This is a genomic window from Sphingomonas crocodyli (assembly GCF_004005865.1).
Classification (GTDB): domain Bacteria; phylum Pseudomonadota; class Alphaproteobacteria; order Sphingomonadales; family Sphingomonadaceae; genus Rhizorhabdus; species Rhizorhabdus crocodyli.
In genome coordinates, this window is sequence record NZ_SACN01000002.1 from 339,394 (window position 1) to 361,018 (window position 21,625).

Annotated in this window: 21 protein-coding genes; 8 read left to right on the forward strand and 13 right to left on the reverse strand. The window is 64.5% G+C overall.

The window, feature by feature from the left end:
* Positions 1 to 90: 90 nt before the first annotated feature.
* Positions 91 to 486 (forward strand): hypothetical protein, encoded by a 396-nt coding sequence (locus EOD43_RS16210; RefSeq protein WP_240653268.1) that lies wholly within the window; start codon positions 91 to 93, stop codon positions 484 to 486.
* Between the two features lie 56 nt (positions 487 to 542).
* Here EOD43_RS16210 and EOD43_RS16215 read toward each other — a convergent pair whose 3' ends face one another.
* Both EOD43_RS16215 and EOD43_RS16220 read right to left on the reverse strand, forming a co-directional pair.
* A complete protein-coding gene (locus EOD43_RS16215) occupies positions 543 to 1,382 on the reverse strand; it encodes an SDR family NAD(P)-dependent oxidoreductase (RefSeq protein ID WP_164857276.1) in 840 nt (279 codons plus the stop codon).
* A gap of 137 nt (positions 1,383 to 1,519) precedes the next feature.
* Positions 1,520 to 2,629 (reverse strand): PQQ-dependent sugar dehydrogenase, encoded by a 1,110-nt coding sequence (locus EOD43_RS16220; RefSeq protein ID WP_127745081.1) that lies wholly within the window; start codon positions 2,627 to 2,629, stop codon positions 1,520 to 1,522.
* A 299-nt stretch (positions 2,630 to 2,928) separates the two neighbouring features.
* On the opposite strand from EOD43_RS16220, the gene EOD43_RS16225 reads away from it, so the two are divergent.
* The gene (locus EOD43_RS16225) at positions 2,929 to 3,270 is read left to right on the forward strand and encodes a UrcA family protein (RefSeq protein WP_127745082.1); all 342 of its coding nucleotides are present in this window, start codon (positions 2,929 to 2,931) and stop codon (positions 3,268 to 3,270) included.
* A gap of 140 nt (positions 3,271 to 3,410) precedes the next feature.
* On the opposite strand, the gene EOD43_RS24280 is transcribed toward EOD43_RS16225, so the two are convergent.
* On the reverse strand, positions 3,411 to 4,283 hold the full coding sequence (locus tag EOD43_RS24280; protein ID WP_206363576.1) for a glycosyltransferase family 2 protein: 873 nt from the start codon (positions 4,281 to 4,283) through the stop codon (positions 3,411 to 3,413).
* Here EOD43_RS24280 and EOD43_RS16235 point away from each other — a divergent pair.
* Positions 4,271 to 4,507 (forward strand): hypothetical protein, encoded by a 237-nt coding sequence (locus tag EOD43_RS16235; protein WP_164857246.1) that lies wholly within the window; start codon positions 4,271 to 4,273, stop codon positions 4,505 to 4,507. The two genes, EOD43_RS24280 and EOD43_RS16235, sit on opposite strands and share 13 nt — an antisense overlap.
* Positions 4,508 to 4,524: 17 nt before the next feature.
* A complete protein-coding gene (locus EOD43_RS16240; protein WP_127745085.1) occupies positions 4,525 to 5,829 on the forward strand; it encodes a hypothetical protein in 1,305 nt (434 codons plus the stop codon).
* Here the strand turns inward: EOD43_RS16240 and EOD43_RS16245 are convergent.
* Positions 5,826 to 6,560, reverse strand: coding sequence for a TetR/AcrR family transcriptional regulator (locus tag EOD43_RS16245; protein WP_164857277.1), 735 nt, complete (start codon positions 6,558 to 6,560; stop codon positions 5,826 to 5,828). The two genes, EOD43_RS16240 and EOD43_RS16245, sit on opposite strands and share 4 nt — an antisense overlap.
* Before the next feature lie 191 nt (positions 6,561 to 6,751).
* On the opposite strand from EOD43_RS16245, the gene EOD43_RS16250 reads away from it, so the two are divergent.
* Positions 6,752 to 9,328, forward strand: coding sequence for a TonB-dependent receptor (locus tag EOD43_RS16250; RefSeq protein ID WP_127745087.1), 2,577 nt, complete (start codon positions 6,752 to 6,754; stop codon positions 9,326 to 9,328).
* A gap of 234 nt (positions 9,329 to 9,562) precedes the next feature.
* Complete coding sequence (locus EOD43_RS16255; protein WP_127745088.1) at positions 9,563 to 12,043, forward strand: TonB-dependent receptor; 2,481 nt, start codon at positions 9,563 to 9,565, stop codon at positions 12,041 to 12,043.
* An 80-nt stretch (positions 12,044 to 12,123) separates the two neighbouring features.
* Here the strand turns inward: EOD43_RS16255 and EOD43_RS16260 are convergent, their stop codons facing one another.
* The 4 genes from EOD43_RS16260 to EOD43_RS16275 all read right to left on the reverse strand — a co-directional run bounded on the left by EOD43_RS16260 (position 12,124) and on the right by EOD43_RS16275 (position 15,303).
* Positions 12,124 to 12,987 (reverse strand): SMP-30/gluconolactonase/LRE family protein, encoded by an 864-nt coding sequence (locus EOD43_RS16260; RefSeq protein ID WP_127745089.1) that lies wholly within the window; start codon positions 12,985 to 12,987, stop codon positions 12,124 to 12,126.
* Between the two features lie 40 nt (positions 12,988 to 13,027).
* Positions 13,028 to 14,287, reverse strand: coding sequence for a cytochrome P450 (locus EOD43_RS16265; protein WP_127745090.1), 1,260 nt, complete (start codon positions 14,285 to 14,287; stop codon positions 13,028 to 13,030).
* Between the two features lie 78 nt (positions 14,288 to 14,365).
* On the reverse strand, positions 14,366 to 14,881 hold the full coding sequence (locus tag EOD43_RS16270) for an OsmC family protein (RefSeq protein WP_127745091.1): 516 nt from the start codon (positions 14,879 to 14,881) through the stop codon (positions 14,366 to 14,368).
* On the reverse strand, positions 14,878 to 15,303 hold the full coding sequence (locus tag EOD43_RS16275; RefSeq protein WP_127745092.1) for an ATP-binding protein: 426 nt from the start codon (positions 15,301 to 15,303) through the stop codon (positions 14,878 to 14,880). Before EOD43_RS16275 ends, EOD43_RS16270 begins: the two co-directional genes overlap by 4 nt.
* Positions 15,304 to 15,344: 41 nt before the next feature.
* Here EOD43_RS16275 and EOD43_RS16280 point away from each other — a divergent pair, with 41 nt between their 5' ends.
* Positions 15,345 to 15,782: a FecR family protein gene (locus EOD43_RS16280; RefSeq protein ID WP_240653269.1), complete on the forward strand. Its 438-nt coding sequence runs from the start codon at positions 15,345 to 15,347 to the stop codon at positions 15,780 to 15,782.
* Complete coding sequence (locus EOD43_RS16285) at positions 15,779 to 16,351, forward strand: OmpA family protein (RefSeq protein ID WP_127745093.1); 573 nt, start codon at positions 15,779 to 15,781, stop codon at positions 16,349 to 16,351. The genes EOD43_RS16280 and EOD43_RS16285 overlap by 4 nt, the downstream gene beginning before the upstream one ends.
* On the opposite strand, the gene EOD43_RS16290 is transcribed toward EOD43_RS16285, so the two are convergent.
* The 5 genes from EOD43_RS16290 to EOD43_RS16305 all read right to left on the reverse strand — a co-directional run bounded on the left by EOD43_RS16290 (position 16,348) and on the right by EOD43_RS16305 (position 21,287).
* Positions 16,348 to 18,417: a CHASE2 domain-containing protein gene (locus tag EOD43_RS16290; RefSeq protein WP_127745094.1), complete on the reverse strand. Its 2,070-nt coding sequence runs from the start codon at positions 18,415 to 18,417 to the stop codon at positions 16,348 to 16,350. The two genes, EOD43_RS16285 and EOD43_RS16290, sit on opposite strands and share 4 nt — an antisense overlap.
* Complete coding sequence (locus EOD43_RS16295) at positions 18,392 to 19,360, reverse strand: MBL fold metallo-hydrolase (protein ID WP_127745095.1); 969 nt, start codon at positions 19,358 to 19,360, stop codon at positions 18,392 to 18,394. The genes EOD43_RS16290 and EOD43_RS16295 overlap by 26 nt, the downstream gene beginning before the upstream one ends.
* A gap of 35 nt (positions 19,361 to 19,395) precedes the next feature.
* On the reverse strand, positions 19,396 to 19,731 hold the full coding sequence (locus EOD43_RS16300; RefSeq protein WP_127745096.1) for an STAS domain-containing protein: 336 nt from the start codon (positions 19,729 to 19,731) through the stop codon (positions 19,396 to 19,398).
* A 98-nt stretch (positions 19,732 to 19,829) separates the two neighbouring features.
* Positions 19,830 to 19,994, reverse strand: a complete 165-nt coding sequence (locus tag EOD43_RS23690) for a hypothetical protein (RefSeq protein WP_164857278.1) — start codon at positions 19,992 to 19,994, stop codon at positions 19,830 to 19,832.
* A gap of 93 nt (positions 19,995 to 20,087) precedes the next feature.
* On the reverse strand, positions 20,088 to 21,287 hold the full coding sequence (locus EOD43_RS16305; protein WP_127745097.1) for a TetR/AcrR family transcriptional regulator: 1,200 nt from the start codon (positions 21,285 to 21,287) through the stop codon (positions 20,088 to 20,090).
* Positions 21,288 to 21,625: the final 338 nt, after the last annotated feature.

Consider the following 21,625-nt stretch of genomic DNA (forward strand, 5'->3'; position numbering starts at 1 on the left):
AACACGCTGTTCCCGCGCGGTTCAGCTTGGACGATGTAAACCGTCGTTTCGGCCGATTCCGTCGAGGATCGACCCTGTAAGGAGCGTATGATGAGCAAGATCAAGGCAATGGTCGCCGCGCTTGCGATCGGTGGCGCGATGGTCGCGGCGGTTCCCGCCGAGGCGCAGCGTTACGATCGCGGCTATTATGGCGATCGGGGCTGGCGCGGCGGCGATCGCAGCTGGCGTGGTGGCGATCGATATTGGCGCGGGGACCGCGGCTGGCGCGGCAATCGCTACGGCTATGGCGGCTATCGCGGGCCGCGCGGCTATTATGGCTATGCCCCGCGTGGCTACGGCTATTACGGATATCCGCGGTATGGCTACGGATATGGCGTCGGCTACGGCTATCCGCGCTACCGTTATGGCTATGGCAATGACGGCGCGTTGATCGCCGGGATTGCGGGCCTTGCCATCGGCGCCGCAATCGCCAGCGACGGCTTCTAAAAGCAGGGCGTCACAGCCCCGACGTTTTGACGTCGGGGTGCGTCCATAAGGGCAGGTTATTTGCTCTGGTAGCTCGGCCGCACGCGCTGCGCCGGGGTGTGGAGTCCGGCCAGATAGGCCGCGCGCGACTGGGCGGCGCCTTCCATCATTTCGGGATGCGGCGAGATCCAGAAGCGGCCCTCGACGATCTGATCGACGATCTTGCGCCCGGCATCGTCGCCCGACATGCCCTGCGCCAGCACGGCCTCCATCTGATCGTGCGCCTGCGCGATATGCGCTTTCTCGGTCAGCGCGACGGCATCGGTGAAGATGCGCGTGGCGACCGGGCCGGGCAGCACCGCCGACACCTTGATATGCGGCGCGGCCTCGGCCAGCTCCAGATAAAGGCATTCGGTGAACGACAGCAGGGCATGCTTGCTGACGATATAGGGCGCCTGCCCGCCCGACATGCCGAGGCCGCCGATCGAGGTGATGTTGGCGATATAGGATGGCGTGCCCGCCGCGATCATCGCAGGCGCGAAGGCGCGCACGCCGTGAACCGGGCCGAGGACGTTGATGTCGATGATCCGCTGCCACTGTTCGGCGGGCAGTTCCCAGATGTCGCCCATCATCTCGACACCCGCATTGTTGACGAGCAGCCGGGGCGCGCCGAAACGCTCGATCGCCTGTGCGGCCATCCGCTCGACCGAGGCGGCGTCCGCCGTGTTGGTGACGATCGCGAGCACGTCGATGCCGCGATCTCGGAATTCTTTCTCAACCGCGGCAAGCCGGTCCGCCGCGATATCGGCGATCACCAGCGACATGCCGGCATCGGCCGCCGCGCGGGCGATCCCCAGCCCGATGCCGCCCGCAGCACCCGTGACGACGGCGGTGCCGCCTGCCAGACCTTCGGCCAATCCATCCTCCTGTATCGAGCCCGCTCTCCGGGCGGACGCCATGTCTGACCGGGGGGAGGCGAAGGTGCAACGGGGGCGGCTGTCGCCCGACCGACTCGCTTGCGCTTTTCCGCCAGCGTGGGATCAGGCTGGCAGGATCAAGAAGGCGTGAGGCGCAGCAGACGGCCCGACGATCCGCGCCCGCCATCTTCGAGCAGCCAGATCGCGCCGTCCGGTCCCTGTTCGACTTCGCGGATGCGCGCGCCCATATCCCACTGGTCGGCCTTGGCGGCGCTGTCGCCCTTCAACGCGACGCGGACCAGCGACTGGCTGGAAAGCCCGCCGATGAACGCGCTGCCCTTCCACGCCGGGAACATCGCGCCCGAATAGATCATCAGCCCGCCGGGCGAGATGACCGGGTTCCACCAGACCTTGGGCGCTTCGAATTCGGGGCGGGTGGGGTGATCGGGAATGTCGCGCCCGTCATAATGGCTGCCGTTGGACACGATCGGCCAACCATAGTTGCGGCCCTTGAGGATCAGGTTGACCTCATCGCCGCCTTGCGGCCCCATCTCCTGTTCCCACAGCCGCCCGTCGGCGTCGAACGCGATGCCCAGCGGGTTGCGATGGCCGAACGACCAGATCTGCGCGGCGACGCCGCCCTGCTTTGCGAAGGGATTGTCGGCCGGCACCGCGCCGGCATCGGTCAGGCGGATCACCTTGCCCAGATTCTGCGCCATGTCCTGCGCGGGTGTGAACTTCTGTCGCTCGCCCGAGCTGATGAACAGATGCCCGTCGGGGGCGAAGGCCATGCGGCCTGCATAATGGCCGCGCCCGCTCACCTTCGGGCTCTGTCGCCAGATCACCTTGAGGCCCTGCAGGCTCCCGCCCGCCTTGCCGAGCATCAGCCTTGCGCGCGCGACCGCGGTGCCCGCCGTGTCGCCCGATCCGGCCTCGGCATAGCTCAGATAGATGATGCCGTTCTTCGCAAAGCCGGGATGGAGGATGACGTCACCCAATCCACCCTGGCCGCCATAGGCGACCTTCGGCACGCCCGCGATCTTGCCCGCCAGTTTGCCATTGCCGTCGAGGACCAGCAGCTCGCCCGCTTTCTCCGTCACCAGCATCCGCCCGTCGGGCAGGAAGGTCATCGCCCAGGGTTCGGCCAGATCGGCCTTCACCTCGACCTTGAACGGGAGGGGCGCGGCCTGCGCGACGGCGGGCGCGAGGAGCATTGCGAGGGTGAGGGCGAATGGGCGGGCGGACATGATTCGTCTCCGGAGCAAGCAGGATTCGGGCTTTTCACGCGAACGTAGCGGGCCTGACGCGGTTCCGTCACGCCCACAGACTACCCGGCCTGCCGTTGGTCGACGGCATCATGTCGTTCGTCGGCCGATCGGCGGGTTGGTGGAGGCGAACGGCCTGCTCGTCGAAGCACGCATGAACGGACCAGGGGGCAGGCATAGAAGAGCCTCAACGGCAACGGTCGAACGGATCGAGGCCGCTCACAGGAAGAAAGATCGGGCGAAGGCTTCCGGCTGGCTCGATCCCCAAAAGGAGATTGGTCATGTTCAAGTTCGTTGCCCTCGTCGCCACCGTCGTCGCCACAACCGCCACCATCGCTTTCCCGGCGAATGCGGGCGAAGTCGCCGCCCCCCAGGCTTATGTTCGCTACGGCGACCTGCAGCTCGCCAGCGCCGACGGCGCGACCGAACTGAAGGCTCGCGTCAGCCGCGCCGCCGAGCATGTCTGCACCGTCCGCGGTGACAAGTCGCTCAAGGCGATGACCGAAGCCAAGAAGTGCGCGAAGATCGCCGAAGCCCGCGCGATGCCGCAGGTCGAACTGGCGCTCGCCAATTCGGGCACGCAGGTCGCGGAAAACAGCCGCGTCACCGTTGCGGCCCACTGATCGAATACCCACCTCACCCCCATACACGCGGCCGGACTGGCAATTTCCTCCGCGTGGGACGCACCCCCCGGGTTCCCTTACCCCGGGGGGTGTTTTCTATTTTAGGGCAGCTGCACGATTGCCCCGATCCGGTTGAGACCCTAAGAAATCTGCGGATTCGGGGAAGGGGCGGCGTTGCTCTTTAATCTGCAGGTTCTCCGCGCGATCGCGGCTTTGCTCGTGGTATGCGTCCATCTGGAAATGCCCCTGACGCCGTTGGGCGTAAGGCGCGAAACGCTGATGCTCGGCAATTCGGGCGTTGACCTGTTCTTCGTGATCAGCGGCTTCGTGATGAAGTACTGGCGCGCCAGTTTTCCGGGCGTGGCGCGCGGGGCGTAACGCAGCCGGATATCGGCATCGAGGAAAATGCGGCTGCCCAATGCGCGCTGACGGCAATCGAGCTCGGCATCCTCATTGTGCGTGAAGCTGGGGTCGTAACCGCCGGCGGCACGAAAGCTGTCCATACGAAACAGGGCGTGATGGCCGTGGTCGACATAGCCGCTGGCCGCCCCGCCGCGATGCGCCGATCCGCCCGATCCGACCTTGCTGTCGGAAACCCAGCCCACCGCGCGCTGAAAACAGGTGGTGCCCACCGAATCCATCGGCACGACGATCGCGTCGGCCTCCCCGCGATCGAAGGCGTCGACCAGGCTCTTGAGGAAGCCCGCCGGATAATCGGCGTGCGCGTCGCACCGGATCAGCAGGTCGCGCCCTTCGCCATATTGTTCCACCGCCAGATTGACGGCCGCCGACTGGAGCTTTTTCGGATTGTCGAGCAGCAGCAGATCGCTGCGCGTCGCCGCTATCCGGCCGACAATGTCCTGTGTGCCGTCGCTGCTACCGCCATCGGCGACTACGAACAACAGATCGGCTTCCGGCAGCGGTTCGGCGGTGAGATCGGCGATCACTTGCGCAATATGGCGCGCTTCGTTGAGCGTGGGGATCACCACGAGGATCGCGTGTGGCCGTGGCACGTCAGGAACCGATGCCATTAGTGATCGACGTCATTGCGGCGCAGATTACATTGGTGTGGAAGCGCGTCAGGGGACAGAAGCTCGACAACTGCACCGACTACATCTCCCACGCGACTACCGATCCTTATGCGGACTTGTGCGGCGCTGCAGCAAAAAATTTACGACAATATGGCGTCGGCATGGCTTTGCCGTGCGCTGCCCTATATGCCATCGACTCGCAGTAGATCAGCGTGGCGGGCTCATGAGCAATGGTGGGGCATTGACGGCGGACGGTTCGGGTTACGCTTTTGCGGAGCCGGCACAGGCGTCTGTTGCGCGAGCGGACGCGAAGGCGAGCCGCCTGTTCGTCCATATCACCCTGATCCTTGCCATCATCCTCCAGCGTTTCGGTATTCTCGCAGGCGGCGGCACAAGCGCGCTCTTCGTGGCGGTGCCGGGGCTTCTGGCTTTGCTCGCGTGGATCATCCTCAGCGGCCGCGCGCGGCTAGATTCCGATCTGGCGCTCTATTTCCTGGCCTTTCTGGGCGCGGTGAGCATCAGCGCGACGGTCGCCTTCGCCTTTCCGGACAATAGGGTGGCGCTCAGCCTGACATCGCCCATCGCCGTCCTGATCAACTATGGCCTGTTCCTGGTCAGGCCGAACGAGCGTTTCGATCGAACCGTGGTCCTGGATATCTTCCTGTTCTACGTGCGCCTCTGCGCGGTCCTGGCGATCATCCAGTATCTGGTCCAGTTCGTCGGCCTCCGCTTCTTCGCATTCGGCCCGACTTTTCCGTTTCTTAACCCGATCCTGGTCGAACAGGTCTTCAACTTCGACCCGGTGGTTGCCTGGGGCAGTACCACACGCCGCGCGACGGGGATCTTCCCGCTGGAACCGTCGATCCTGTCGCAATTGCTGGTGCTCGCGGCGGTGATCGACTTTTTCCTGTATCGCCGGATGCGATGGGTGCCGGCTTATGCGGTCGCTTATATGTTCAGCTATTCGGGCACCGGTGCGATCTCGCTGTTGCTCGCGCTGCCGCCCTTCGTCCTGCTGTTTCACCGGCAGGCCAGCCGGCTCGTCACGCTCGCTATCGTTGGGGTGGGGCTGCTGGGCGTGACGGCCATATTGTTGCCCGAACAGTTCAACTCCTTCACCTCGCGATCGGGCGAATTGTCGTCGAAGCAGAGCAGCGGCCATGCCCGGTTCGTCGGGCAGTTCGAGGTGCTGGGCGTCGTCATCGATGAACCGCGCGCGCTGATCGGCTACGGGCCGGGGGCGCTTGAACGCGCCACCTTCTTCCAGCGCGGTACGACGGGGCCGATTTCGAAGCTGACGATCGATTATGGCATGATCGGCTGCCTGCTTTTCATGGTCCTGATCCTGAAGGCGTTCTGGCGATGGGATATGGCGATCCTGCCGCTGGTCGTGCTTATGCAGTTTCTGACGGGCGGCGGTTACTTCGTGTTCACGCCGTTGATCGCGATCTACATGCTGCTGTCGGTCTGGGCCGTACCGCCGAAGGAGGCCGAAGCCCCGCCGTCCGAGGCGACAGCGGCCGGCTAATTTGCCGCCTTCCCGCTGGCGGCAACCAAGGCTTCGGCGGTTTCGATGATCTTCGCAATGCTGAATGCCAGTAACTGGCCATCCTGATCCGGGCCGGCATAAGCGACCACCTTTTCAAGCCGCCTCGCCGCCTCTGGCTCGATTCCGTTCATTCTGGCTTGCGTCGCTACAATAGTGATTTCCGGGCGGATCACGTCCGAAAAGACGGTTGATATCACGTTCTCGCCGACCCAGGTCGCCGCGAAGCTGAGGTCCGCTCCGGTCAGGCCCGCCTCCTCCAATATCTGCACCATCGGGACCCAGTTCTGCCACCAGCTCGGGAAAATACCCTGCTGTTGCCGGACGAGTTTCAGGCCGATCGGCCGCCGCGCGAACAGCTGGTGGATGCTGCGGATCCAGGCTTCGAGCCGCTCCTGCCAGGCGCCGGTGGCAGGCGGCGCCACGAATTCGGCGAAGATCGAATCGGTCACCGCGTCGAGCATCGCCTCGCGGCTCGGGAAGTAGGTGTAGAGCGCCATCACCGAAATGCCGAGGCGCCGCGCAAGCCGCGTGAGGCTGAAGGTCGTCAGCCCATCCTCTTCGATCAGTGTCAGTGCCGTCTCGATGATCTGATCGCGCGACAACCGGCTCGGCCGGCCGGGGGCACGGCGCTTGGAAATGACCTGTTCTTCGGGCTTTTCCGGGGTTCCCACGGTCTCTCCTGTTGCAATTTGGCCACGCTGAGAATTCAAAATGACGAATAATGCGTCGCATAATGTTTGACGGCGCGAACCGATTCGTTATCGTAAGGGTTAAAGAAATAGCGATGGAGAGGAAGACGCGCGGCAGCCGCCAATGATGGGCTGCGCTTCGTGTCCGAACTCTCCGCGAAAAAGCATTGGGAGCAACCGCCAGGGCGGCTCCAGGGAGAGGAGAGATTTGCATGACATTCAGGGGTTCTTTGCGCGCGCGTCATTTGGTTCGGGCGGGCCTTCTGCTGGGCTCGGCGCTGGCGACGCAGCCGCTGCTGGCGCAGGATGCCGTGCCGGCCGAAAGCAATGTCGGCGGCGTTGAAGAGATCATCGTCACCGCGCAGAAGCGCGAACAGAATCTCCAGAACGTGCCCATCTCGATCACGGCGCTGACCTCCGATTCGATCAAGGCCAACCGCATTCAGGACGTTCGCGATCTGAACGCGATCGCGCCGAACCTCACCGTCCGTTTCTCGTCGGGCGGCGGCCAGATCCCGAACTTCACGCTGCGCGGCCTGCTGACCAGCGGCACCGCGGCGGGCACCGACAAGGGCGTCGCGCTCTATCTCGACGGCGTTTACATTCAGTCGGTCATCGGTTCGGTCTTCGACTTCGCCGATATCGAGCGTATCGAAGTGCTGAAGGGGCCGCAGGGTACCCTGTTCGGCCGTAACTCGACCGGCGGCGCGATCAGCATCACCACCAAGGGGCCGAAGGGCGAGTTTGCGGTCAAGCAGGACCTGACCTACGGCAATTACGATCAGTTCCGCAGCAAGACCCGCATCGATCTGCCGCAGGTCGGCCCGTTCAGCGCGGCGATCACTTACCTTCATTCGGAACGTCGCGGCGATACCCGGAACCTGGGCGCCGGCACCCAGCTCGATTTCCGACCCTCGGGCAGCAAGGTCTATGGTCTGCGCACGTCGCCCAAATATCTGGGCAGCGACAATGTCGAAGCTGTCGCGGTGAGCGTGAAGGCGGATCTGATCGACAATCTCGATATCAACTACAAGTTCGATTATTCTGAGAACGATTACACCCCTAACGCGCAGGGTATCAGCTATGTGCAGCCCGGTGGCGTGGTTGCGGCGCTGCGAGCGGCAAGCCCCAATCCGCAGACGCCGGTCTCGTTGAAGCGCCCCAAGGCGGTCAACAATGCCTTCACCACTCCGTCGCGTCTCTGGTCCTACGGTCACAATCTGACGACCCAATATCAGTTGAACGACGTGGTGACGTTCAAGAACATTGCATCCTACCGCAAGTCGTCGCTGACCAGCACGTTCCAGCTGGACGGTACCGGCGGCCTCGTCAACATTCCCGTCGCAGCTCTGCCTGGCGGCCGCGTGCTTACCCTCGCCAATGCGACAAATACGTCCAACAGCTCGCTGAGCGCGGGCGGGACGATTGGCGCGGTGCTGGGCAATGGCATACCGGCAGGGGTGCCCTTCGTGTTCCTTGCGAATAACACATATAACCGAGAGCATCAGTGGAGCGACGAGTTCCAGGTCAATATCACGACAGATTGGTTCACCGTCACGGCCGGATATCTCCATTTCTCGAACACAATCATTACGGGCGGCGCACCGGGGCTCTACAATACGCTCATCACCACGGCGCTCTACGGCCAAGGTACGACGTCGCCGCGCATGCCTTTCGTGATCCCGTCCAATGCCGGCTTCATTCCCAACAATGTGAAGTCGATCTCGGACGCGGTGTTCGTGCAGCCTGAGTTCCATCTCACCGATCGCCTCGATCTCGTCGCGGGTGCTCGTATCACCAAGGATCGCAAGAAGGGCCGCGAAGTGTCGCCCGACCAGTGGGTCGCCACCGGCAACGCCCCGCCGCCGCGCGCAACGGTCAGCCGCCGCATCAGCTATCGCAACAGCCAACAGAATTTCATGGTCGGTCTGAACTATCGTCCGACCGATAATATGATGGTCTATGCGAAATATGCCGACGGCTATATTTCGGGCGGTCAGCTGGCGACGATCCCGTTCGATCCGGAACGCGCTTATTCGTATGAAGGCGGCATCAAGGCCGACCTGTTCGATCGGCGCTTCCGTTCGAACCTCGCGGTCTTCCACGTCGATTATAAGGCAATTCAGTACACGACCTCGGGCACGCTGACCGGCGTTCCGTCGTCCTTCCTGTTCGGGCAGGCGGTCGTTTCAAGCGGCGACGCGAAAGCGACCGGTTTCGAATGGGAAAACACGATCGTTCCGGTGCGCGGCGTCACGCTGACCGCGAACCTCGGCTACACCGACTTCAAATATGATCAGAACACGATCTATGGTGGTCCGGCGGCAGGCGGTGGTATCTGCCGTGGCCCGTCGTGCACCGGCGGCTTCGTGCTCCAGTCGGGCGCGCCCGGCTATCAGGAGTTCCAGCGTCCGAAGTGGACCGCCAATGTCGCGGCACAATATGACACCGAAGAAATGGCTTTTGGTGGCCATCTGACCTTCCGTGTCGATGCGAACTTCAAGTCGAAGAACCTGATGACTTCGGATCTGACCGCCGGCAATGCGCTTAACGAGGCGGAGGATCCTACGATCCGTGCAACCGCGACGTCGCCTGCGCAGTGGATCGTCAATGGTCGCGCCGGCATCGTCGGCATGAACATCGGCGGCACCAAGGCGGACCTGAGCGTCTGGGGCAAGAACATCTTCAACAACCGGAATATCGTTCAGTATTCGAACCTCGGTCCGGTCGCTTCGGTCATCTACGAACGGGCGCCCACCTATGGCGTCGACCTGAGCTTCGCTTTCTAAACGACCGTCAGTTTCCCGCTTCCGCACCGGCTTCCGCCGGTGCGGAACGGATGGGACAGTCTGTCAAAGACTTGTTGATCCCGCCGTTTTTTCGGTTATCCTCGCTCCTCAATAATGATTGAGGGGCCGTGAGCCGTTGGGCGCCTGTCGGGCGACCCACACCGCGGACCTCTCGAAGACATAGAGGAAGGGGGCGGTCCATCGAGGCGCGTTCCCCAGGAGAGGAGAGCGACGATGGAAGGTGGAGTGTCTCCGCGTGTGCGGATGGGTGTGCGTGCGGCCCTGCTGGCCGGATCGGCCCTGATCGGACAACCACTCCTTGCCCAGGAAGTTCAGGGCGTCGAAGACATCATCGTTACTGCGCAGAAGCGTGAACAGAACCTTCAGACGGTTCCGATCTCGATCACCGCGCTGTCGCAGGACGCGATCAAGGCCAACCGCATTCAGGACGTCCGCGATCTTAACGCGATCGCCCCGAACCTTACCGTCCGTCTGTCGGGCGGTGGTGCGCAGATCCCGAACTTCACGCTGCGCGGCATTCTGACCAGCGGCACTGCAGTCGGCACCGACAAGGGCGTCGCGGTCTATCTCGACGGCGTTTACATGCAGGCCGTTACGGGCGGCGTGTTCGACTTCGCCGATATCGAACGGATCGAAGTACTTAAGGGTCCGCAGGGCACCCTGTTCGGCCGTAACGCAACCGGCGGCGCGATCAGCATCACTACGCGCAATCCCACCGGCGTCTTCAGCGCGCGGCAGGAACTCAGCTACGGCAACCTCGATCAGCTGCGTAGCAAGACTCGCGTCGACCTGCCGCAGATCGGCCCGTTCAGCGCGACCATGACCTACCTCCATTCCGAAAAGCGCGGCGACATCCGCAATACGGGTGCCGGCACCACCTGGGACTTCGGCCCCGCGAGTGGTGGCAGATTTGGCAAGCGCACCTCGCCCAAATATCTGGGCAGCGACAATGTCGAAGCTTTCCAGGCGACCCTCAAGGCCGATCTGATCGACGACGTCGATCTGATCTACAAATTCGATTATTCTGAGAACAACTTCACCCCGAACGCGATCGGCATCGATTATCTGCCGCCGAATACGCTCGTCAGCGCGCTCTACAATCTGAGCCCGAACCCCAAGACGCCGATTGCCAAGAAGCGTCCGGGGGCGGTCAACAACGCCTACTCCACGCCGTCGCGCCTGGAGGTCCAAGGGCACAACTTTACAGCCAGCTGGCGCGCCAATGACGCGCTCACGTTCAAGAACATCTTCGCCTATCGCAAGACGAGCGTGCAAAACGTGCAGCAGCAGCTCGATGGTCTGGGCGGTCTGGTCAACAGCCCGATCCTGCCCGGCGGAACGCCTGCCGGTGCGCTGGCTGCAAGCAGCGGCAATCTCGCCCTCGTAGCGCTCAATCCCGCAGCGCCGTTCATCCTGCTCGGCACCAACACAACGAGCACCGAAGACCAGTACAGCAACGAGTTCCAGGTCAACGTCGATACCGACTGGTTCCAGGTGACGGCGGGCGTCCTGTATTTCCGTCACAGGATTACGGCGGGCGGCGACAACGACACCTTCAACCAGCTCTTCGCGACAGCGGTCGCTGGCCAGCAGACCTCGCAGGTTGGCACCAATTTCGTCCTTCCGGGCAATCCGGGTTATGTCCGCAATAACGTTCGGACGGTATCCAAGGCGGCCTTCGTGCAGCCGGAGTTCCACATCACCGATCGGCTCGACTTCGTCCTCGGCGCGCGTATCACCAAGGACGTCAAGAACGGCTTCGAAGCCCTGCCTGACCAGGCGGTTGCGCGTGCCACGACCGGCCGGCCGAGCCCGGTGGTGTCGCAGATCCGTTATCGCAGTTCGGAAGCCAGCTATCTGGTGGGCCTCAACTGGCGCCCGACCGACAATGTCCTGGCCTATGTCAAATATGCCGACGGCTATATTTCGGGCGGCAGCCTCGCCACGATCAGCTTCAAGCCGGAACGTGCCTTCTCGTATGAAGGTGGCATCAAGACCGATCTGTTCGATCGCCGTTTCCGCTCGAACCTCGCGGTCTTCAAGGTCGACTACAAGGCGATCCAGTACGTCACGTCGGGCACGCTGACCGGCATTCCGTCGTCCTTCGCATTCGCTCAGGCGGTGGTGTCGTCGGGTGATGCCAAGGCGCACGGCTTCGAATGGGAGAATACCATCGTTCCCGTGAACGGCCTGACCTTGGGCGCGAACGTCGGTTACACCGACTTCAAGTTCAAGAGCGGCACGATCTTCCCGGGCTTCGTGATCCAGTCGGGCCAGCCGGGGTATCAGCCCTTCCAGCGGCCGAAGTGGACTGGCACCGTTTCGGCCCAGTATGAAAGCGCACCGATGGTTTCGGGCGGTCACTTCATGATCCGTGCCGACGGCAATTTCCGCAGCAAGATCCTGATGACGTCGGATACGGCGCTCGGCTCGGGTCCGACGGCGGTGGAAACACCGGCGCTGCGTGCTGCGGCGACGACGCCGTCGCAGTGGATCGTCAACGGCCGCGTCGGCCTGGTCGGCATGGAAATCGGCCGCACCAAGGTCGATCTGACCGCGTGGGGCAAGAACATCTTCGACAACCGCAACATCACGCAGTTCATCGGTCTCGATTTCGGCGCCCTCGGCGCCGTGGGTTCGGTGATTTACGAACGCGCGCGGACCTACGGTCTCGACCTGACCGTCGCGCTTTAAAAGGGGGGATGGTTCGCGGATCAGCACCGCGAACCTTGCCTATGGGGGTGGACGATGCGGGTCGTCCGCCCCTTTCTTTTTTAGGGAATGCCGGCGCCCGCAAAAGGCACGCGCACCGTCTCGATCCGGGCGGTGCGGGTCTCGGCCATTGTCTCGGGTGTGTAGGGGCCGGCCGTGCAGACGAACAGCGTCTTCCCGTCCGCCCCGCCCAGCGCGCAGGCATAAGCGAAACGTTCGGCGCCATCCTCCGGGCCAATCGTAATGCGATGCGTAATCGCGCCGCCTTCCTCGACCCGGATCACGCCGGGGCCGCGGCAGCACGTGACCCACACGCCGCCCGCATCGTCGCCGCAAATGCCATCGGCATAATGGCCCTCGGGCAGCGCCGCGAACAGGCGATAGTTGGTCGGCACCCCGTCTTTGCCCACATCGAAGGCGGAGATGCGGCCGCCCGCGCTTTCGGCGACGATCAGCGTCTTGCCGTCGGCGGTCAGGATCATCCCGTTGGCCACCTTCACCGGCTGATCCATCTCGCGCCAGTGGCCGTCAGTGTCGACGAACAGGATCGGCTCGATCGGGGACGGGCGGGCATGGCTGAACTTGCCGACATAGCAACGCCCCTCGGCGCTCACGATCATGTCGTTGGTGCCGCTCGTCGCCGCGCTCGACAGGTCGGCATGGACGCTGAGCGTGCCGTCGCGCAGGCGCAGCACCCGGCCGGCGTCCATCTCTGAAATCAGCATGTCGCCTTCGGGGGTGAAGCCCAGCCCGCCCGGCCGCTTGTCGACTGTGCAGATCGTCTCACGGACCCCCGCCTCGTTCACGCGATAGACGGTGCGACCATACATGTCGGAGAAGTAGAGCCAGCCGTCGCGCCAGCGCGGGCATTCGGTGAACGACATGCCTTCGCTGAGCGTGGTCAGCCCTTCGATCTCGATCGTCATATGCTCTCCCTTATTGGCCCTTATTGGCCCTTATCGGCCCTTATTGGATTTCGGCGGGCAGGCTGGTCCAGCCCATCTGGAATTCGGACACCGCAAACTCGCCCGCCGCCGGATCGACCGTGAAGCGCGGGAAGGCGTGCAGGAATTCGCGCAGCATGATCTGCCCCTCCAGCCGCGCGACATGGATGCCGATGCAGAAATGCGGGCCGATGCCGAAGCTGAGCAATCGGCGCGCCTTGCGGTGCCAGATGAACTCGTCCGGCCGATCGAACTCGCGCCGATCGCGATTGGCGGCCGCGATCAGCAGGATCACGCGCTGCCCCGCGCGCAGCCGGACGCCGGCCAGATCGCGATCATGCTTCACCGTGCGGCCGAACCATTGCGCGGGCGCGTTGAAGCGCAGCACCTCCTCAAACGCCTGCGGCGCGCGCGTCTCCACATCTTCGCGGATTTCGGCAAGCTGATCCGGCCGCCGCGACAGTTCGAGCAGTCCGCCCGACACGATCTTCGGCAATGTCTCCGATCCGCCGACGAGCAGGGTCGACATCTGCCGCGCAATCTCGCCGTCGCTCAGCGGGCGTCCGACCAGATCGGCGGACAGCAGGGCGTCGAGCGTCCGGTTTGGCTCGCCCCCGCCGGCCCGCCGCCGTGCGATGATTTCGACCAGCATCGCGTGGAGTTGCCCGATCGCTTCGCCGCCCTTTTTGGTGAAGCCCGGCTTTCCGGGTTCGCGCGCGACGCCCAGGTTGACGAGGCGGATGATGTCGGGAACGCGATCGAGCGGGATGCCCAGGATCAGGCACATCGATCCGGCCGCCACATGGCTCGCGAAATCGGCGTTGATATCGAAGCGGCCCCGGTCGCGCAGTTCGACGATCCGATCGCGGGTGAGCTTTTCGATCTGCGGCGCCAGCTTGGCCACATTGCCCTTCAGGAAGGGCGGAGCGAGCGTCTGGCGGAAGCGGGTGTGAAGCGCGCCGTCGATATGGTTGAAGATATCGACCGTCGGCTCGATCACCGGTTGCGGCACCACGCCGTCATTGTGGATCAGCAGCCGGCGCTGATCGAAGATCTGCCCTTCGGCCTCGGTGAAATTCTCGGAATCCAGAAAGCCATCCCACACGTCGGCGAAGCGGCTGATCGCCCAGGCGTCATATTGAGGCAGGTAATAGGCCGGATAATGATCGCGCAGCGTTGGGTAGAAGACCGTCGGATCGGTCATCGCCTCGATCGAGAAGGGATCGTAGCGAAACTCCGCCCCATCCTCGAACGGCTCGTCCGCCGATAGCCCTTCCGCCACACCGATCCTCCCATTTTCTTTTACGGGATACGCTATGGGGCGGCGGCGGTGCGATCAAGCGCGGATCGGGATGCTTTTTCAGCGTTCGGTGAAGTCGTAGGATCCACGCCCGACATCGATCAGCGCCTCCATATCGACCATGTGCGTGGTCGATGGCGATGCGGGCGGCAGCCCTTCGCCGACCTTGGTTTCGACACGCGCGGCGCCGGTCAGCGTACGGTGGACGGGGCAACGATCGGCGATCTCGATCAGGCGTGCGCGCTGTTCGGCGTCCAGTTCGCCCGCAAAGGATACGCGCCGCACGAAGACGTCGGCGGGCGATCGCCCTTCCTCGCGATGATGGCCGACGGCGGTGCGGATGTTGCGCAGCGGCCAGCCCTTGCGCTCGGCGTAAAGGCGCAACGTCATCGTCGTGCAGGCGGCCAGCGCCGATGCGAGCAATTGATAGGGCGTCGGGCCGGATCCCAGCCCGCCGGCATCGACCGGCTCATCGGCAAGAAACTCGATGCCCGCGGTCGATATCTGCGCCTGATAGCGGCCTGCGCCGGTTTCGCGCGCCACCGCTTCGTTGAGCGCATCCTGGGAATCGGTCATGCTTGGTCCTCGTTTGACGGGGCATCGGGAATGCGCAGGTCGAGCCGGTTGGCGTCACCCTCCGCGCGATAATCGAGAATCTCGGCCCAGGCGTGCAGCAGCGCCAGGCCCGCGCCACCCCCGCGATCGGGAATGGCGGCGTCGGTCGCCGCCTCGCGCGGGTCGAAGGGCGCGCCCGGATCGATCAGCAGCAGGCGCACGGCTGCACCCTCCCGAACCAGTCCGATCTCGACGATGTCGCCGGCGACCAGTCCCCCATGATCGAACAGGTTGATCACCAGTTCCTCGACCAGAATCGCCACCCGCGCCGCGCTGTCGCGGGAAAGGCCGTGCGTCTCCCCGAAGGCGCGCGCCAGCGTCACGGCCTGGTGGACCGGATCCGCGCCATCGAGGCGATGGAGATTGGATTCGGGGCGGCTCATGCGGTAGATATGCCACGAACGAGGCAAAAGGGGATGCCGGCGTGAAACGGGAATGGATCGCGGCGCTGTGCGCCCTTGCATGTGCCTCCTATTCCGCATCGGCGGCCGAGATCGGCCGGGTCAAACGCAGCACCGGCATCGCCACGATTGAACGCGGCAAGGCCAAGGTGCCGACCGCGCCCGGCACCCAGCTTCAGACCGGCGACGTCCTCGTCACCGGCAAGGACGGGCAGATCGCCCTGACCTTCATCGATGATACGCGCTTCGCCGTCGGCCCGAACAGCCGCGTCGCGCTCAGCCAGTTCGCTTATGATCGCACGCGCCAGACGGGCAGCTTCCTGACCGACGTCAATCGCGGCTCGGTCGCCGTCGTCTCGGGGCAGATCGCCAAGTCGGGGCGCGACGCGATGAAAGTGCGCACGCCCACCGCCCTGCTCGGCGTGCGCGGCACCCGTTTCATTGTCGAGGCGGGCAAGTGATCCGCGCCTTCGCGCCGCTCGTCGTGGCGGCGTTGCTCGGCGGATGCGCCACCAACGCGCTCGTGCTGCTGCCCAGCGAGGATGGCGGGCAGGGCGCGGTCGCGGTGCTCGACGGCAAGGGCGGCGAAACCGTCGTGTCGCAACCGAACAGCCGCACCAGCCTGCGCGGCCGCCCGACGACGGCGGCCTATAAGGTGAAGCCGGCCGAACAGGCGCTGCTCGATGGCCTGCCGCCCAAATCGGCCCGGTTCACCCTCTATTTCAAGGAGGGCACGACCGACCTCACCCCCGAATCGCAGCCCAGGCTGGAGGAATTGCTCGCCGAGGTGCGCAACCGCCCCGGCGCGGAGGCGCAGGTAACGGGCTATACCGACACGCTGGGCAGCGACGACGACAATGATCGCCTCTCGCAACGCCGCGCCGAGGAAGTGGTCGAGGTTCTGGCTGCACAGGGAATCGATACCGGCTTGCTGACCGCGGTCGGGCGCGGCGAACGCTCGCTGCTCGTCAAGACGGGCGACGGCGTCCGCGAACCCGCCAACCGCCGCGTCGAGGTGATCGTCCGCTAAGCCGCGCCCTTGTAGCGCAGTACCATCACCGTCAGGTCGTCGGTCGGCTCGGTCCCGGCCTCGAACGCGCGCACCGCATCGCGCAAGGCCTCGGTCATCTCGCGCGCGCTGGCATCGGCATGCTTCGCCACCGCCACGCGCGCGGGGGCCGCGCCGAACAGCGCGCCGTCTTCATTCTGTGCCTCGGTGATCCCGTCGGTGATCAGCACCAGCGCCTCGCCGGGCGCAAGCGTCAGCGGCTCGGCGGGGTAGGGGAAGTCGACGAGGCAGAAGGGCGGCCCGCCGTCGAGCCGATGCTCGTCAACTGCGTCCCCACGCGCCAGAAACGGATTTTCGTGCCCCGCGCTCAGCAACACCGCCTGGCCGGTCGCGAGATCGAGCGTCCCCATCAGCATCGTCACGCCCATCGCCTCGCCATTGTCGCGCGACAATTCCTCGTTGAGCAGGGTCGCCGCCTCGTCGAGCCGCCCCGCCTCGCGCAGCATGATGCTCTTGGTCAGCGCCTTGGACAGCGCCATGAACAAAGCGGCCGGCGTGCCCTTTCCGGTCACGTCGGCGACGACGAAGAAGATGCGATCGTCATCGAGTCGCGCAACATCGAAGAAGTCGCCGCCCACCGACTTGGCCGGTTCGAGCAAAGCGTCGATGTCGATCCGCGGATCGAGCGACGCTAGCTGGTCGCGCGGGGGCAACATGCCCAGCTGGATCGATCGCGCCGCCTGCAACTCGCCTTCGGTCGCGGCGGCAGCGACGCGTTCCTGCACCAGCGTCTCGCGCAGCCTTTCGCGCTCGCGCCGCGCCTCGACGAAGCTGGCCGCGAACACCGCCAGCGCCGTGGCCGCCGCGACCAGCAGCGGCCGGATCGGGTCGACGATCAGCGAGGCGTGATCGAAGACCAGCCACGCGCCCACCACGACGATCGCTGCGCCACCCAGCGGCACGGTCCACCGCACCCAGCGTCGTCCCGGCATCCGACAAAGGATCGCCAGCGCCAGCAGGACCGCCGCGCCCCATTCGGCGATCGGCGCCCACCACGGCCGCAACAGCCATCCGCCGCGCAGTATCGCGTCGATCGCCTGCGCCTGCACCAGCGTACCGTAAAAGCTGGCGTGCATCGGGGTCGTCACCACGTCGGCGGTGCCCTCGGCCGCCAAACCGATCAGCACGATCCGGCCGGTGAAGGCGCGGGGATCGAACCGCTGCTTGAGCACCTCCTCAGCCGAATAGAGGTGGCGCAGCGGCACGTCGCCGAAGCGCAGCCGCATCTGCCCCTTGGCGTCGACCGGCACGACATGCGCGCCGATCGCGACATGATCGGGCGCGATCCCGATCCTTTCCTGATCCTCGCCAACACGCGCGAGTTCGAGTGCGAGGCCTGGCATCGCCCGCTCGCCGATCTTCTGGAGCATCGGCACATGGCGGATCACCCCGTCATCGTCGGGCGGGCCGTTGAGCAGGCCGTGGCCCAGCGCCGATCCTTCGAGCACCGCGATGTTGGTCGTCGCCTCGGGCGCGTGGGGCAAGGCGGGCGGCGGCGTGCCGGCGATCTCGGCGTCAACGATCAGGCTCGCCGGATCGACCCCGTCCTGGCGCACCCCCGCACGCCCCAGCACCACCGGCGCGCTGCCGATGATCTGGCCGAACGGCTGATCCATCGATACCAGCGCACGCACTTCGGCGGCGCTTGCGGGGCTGAGTTCGGGATAGAGCGCAGCGAAGGTTTCCGGGCTGACCCGGTCGGGTTCGGGAAACAGCATGTCGAAGCCGATCGCGGCGGGCTTCTGCGCGGCGATCGCCTGCGTCAGCCGCGCGAGATGGTAACGCGGCCACGGCCACGGGCCGAGCTGCTTCAGGCTCTCCCCGTCGATCAGCACCACGCGCACATTGCTGGCCGAAAGATCGCGTGGGGCAAGGCGCTGCCACGCGTCGAACACAGGCCGGCTCATCCGGTCGCCGACCGCCAGGCTGATCAGCGCCGCGATCAGGGCCGCGCCGATCCCCCACAGCCAGACGCGCCGCGACGCGACGGCGCGCGGAGTGTCAGAGGCGGACTTCGAGCCCGTCATAGGCGCACAGCACCTCGAGCGGATTGTCCTCGCGCGTCAGCTCCTCATAGCGGATGCTCTCGCGGTGCATCCGCTGCAGATCGTCGTCGCTATAGGTCGGCTCGTGGTGGAACAGGGCCAGCCGTTTCGCCGCCGCCTCATGGCACAGGTCGATCGCGACGATGTTGCTCGAATGGCCCCAATCCTCCTTCATCGATACGCTGTCGGCCAGCGAATACATCGTGTCGCACACCACCAGATCGGCATCGCGGAAGAAGAAGGCGACGTCGGCCTCGCCGTCCATCCGCTCGATCTTGTGCTCGCTGTCGGTGCTGAACACCGCGACCTTGCCGGCGCTGTCGGTGAAGCGATAGCCGTAGCTGACGTGCGAATGATGCTGCTGCATCAGCTCGACGGTGAAGTCCTCGATCGCATAGGGCACGCCGGGTTCCAGCGTGCTGAACTCGATCTTCGCGCGCAGCCAGTCGAACGGCACGGGGAAGCTGATCTCTTCCTGCTGCCGGCGCAGCGCCTGTTCGGCGTCGGGGTGGCCCGAATGGATGATGATCCGCGACGCGGGATCGAAGGCCGGCCCGAAGAAGGGGAAGCCCATGATATGATCCCAGTGCAGGTGGGACATGAAGAAGTGGAAGACGCGCGGATGCCCCTCCGCCATGCGCCGGAACGCGTCGATCCCGAACTCGCGCAGCCCCGATCCCATGTCGCAGACGATGAAGGCGCTCTCCTCGCCCGCCGGTTCGATCTCGACGCAGGTGGTGGCGCCGCCATAGGTGCCCGATGTCGCGAAATCGAGTTCGGTGTCGATGAACGCCTTGGCCGCCGCATCGTCGGCGAAGCTGCGTCCATTGGCGGCGACCAGCGCGCGCGCCATCTTGTCGCGCACCGTCTTTGCGGTCTGCGCCACCGCCAGCGATCCGCGTGTCCCCCAGAATCGCACGAGCATCGCCTGTCCCCCGAAAGCTGCGCTGACGTACCGGTCTATAGCGCGGCGTCGACGCTGTCCGAAACGGCGAAAATCTTGTCGTAGCGGCTGATCGCCAGGATTTCGCGCATCACGCTGTTCGGCGCGGCCAGCGTGATCGTCACGCCCGCGCCGTCGGCCTTGCGCTTGGCGAGGGTGAGCGAGCGCAGACCGCGCGAGGACATATATTCAAGCCCCGCCATATCGACGATCAGCGCCTTGCCCGGCGTCGCGGCGGCCTTCTCGACGCTGGCGTCGAGATAGGCGGAAAAGCCCTGCGCGGTGAACTCGTCGACCCGCCCGGCGGGAAGCGCGACGATGCCGCCGCCACGTTGCTCGTCACGCCACTGCATCACCGACCTCTTCTCCCCACCGGCCGCACCACCGCCGGCAGCGCGAAAGGTGCACCTGCCCGGCGGCCGGCGTCAATCGCTGCGGGCGATGTCAGATGTTACGCACCAGCGCGATTAAACAGGGGGCGGTGCCGTTCGTTCCGAAACGCGCCGAAGGTCCGCTCGCTCCAGTCGTCGAGCAGCGTTCCGGAGCTTACCGGCGGCGCCGAACGGACGGGATTGGCCTTGTAGGACGGTTCGGTGCGGAAGGTGCGGATGTCCATGATTCGCCTCGGTGTCTGCTGACCGAGCCGATACCAGCGCCCGTCGCGGGACGCGTGTTAACAATTGCGAACTCGTGCACACATGCACCGTTTTTAAGGGCGCAGGATGGTTTCGTGCGGGAGCAGCATCTGGAACAGCGCCTCGAGATCCGTCTTGCCGGCGAGGATACGGACATCGCGCGCCGTGACGTGCATGTGCGCGCCCATGACACCCATCATGAAGCTGCTGAAGATTGCCGCATCGGTGTTCGATACGGGCTTGCCGACGAGCCCGGTCAGCAGGTGACGGCCCGATCGGCCGCGCAGATAGCGAAGCTGCGCGCCGAATGCCTCGAACGCCGAATCGCGGGCGCAGGCCATGATGAGTTCGTCGCTGCCCCTCACCTGATCAAGATCGCCGAAGGCTCCGTCGGCGGCCAGCTGCATCAACTCTTTAGCCGGCTTGGTGGTCAGCTGACCCAAACCCTCTTCTTTCACGTTGCGCAGATAGAGCGCCTCGAACGCCGCGCGCAGCAGGTCCGCCCGCGTCCGTAACTTGTTCGATACCGAGCCGAGCGACATCCCGCTTTCCGAGGCAAGCGCCCGATGGGTCAGCGCCGATGTGCCGCGCGCGCTCACCAGATCGGCCGCGACGCCGGACAATCGTACCATCACAGGGTCGCCCTGATCGAAGGTAGGGAGCGCCTGCAGCGCATCGGCGCGGGCGAAATCGCGCCACGGTGTGGCTGGAGACAACTGGCCGTTGAGCCATGCCTGCCAGCCGGCGCAGGTTTCCTCCAGCGCCGCGCGGTCGATCGGACGCCGCCACGACAGCAGGTGGAAAAAGCTTTCCCCCTGAAAGAAGCGGGCCGTCGGCTGGGCATGTTGGCCGCAGCCCATCCGATCGCAGAATGTCGACCAGAAATTGCCCCAAAGTTCGGCCCATCCCCGAATGATCGGCAGGTAGAAAGGATTGTGGCTGGCCGCGATCCGACATTCGCGCCACGCGAAGGCCGCCTGCCGCTGATCCCGGCACCAATCGTCGATCAGGCCGGCCAGCAGGGGAGCGAAGGACAGGCCCGCAAGATTGCCGTTGCCGAGTTCGCGAAGGCGCGTCTCGCACCAATTGCCGGCGGACAGCAGCGCGCGTTCGTGCGCCACATAGAACAGCCGATCCATGCTGCCGAAATGATGATAGATCGCCGAAATCGCCACGCCCGCGGCACGGCTGACCGAACGGGCCGACAGTGCGGATGCGTCGCTTTCGCTCCACCCGTCCAGGCAGCAATCGACAAGTTTGTTGAACGATTCCATCTGTCTCAACGCTACCGACCCGTCGGCTCTCCTGTCGCCATCCGGCGCTTATTATCGTGATCAGCGAGCCACCTGCCTGCAAGCGTCTCCTATCCGTCGTTCGGTCCATCCTATTCGACGACAACCATTCCAAACAAGTGTTACAAAGTTTTGCTGATGGCGGTGATTTTTGCAACCGTCGATGGCATCTGATGTGATTGGGTTAATCGGACATCGCTTCAGTATTGATATATATAAAATAAAAACAGTATTTTATATGTCGAGTGCCCATATCTATCACGTAGCGATCTCGTGGATCGACCGGTATTCGGGCGTCACAAAAGAATAATACGACCGTT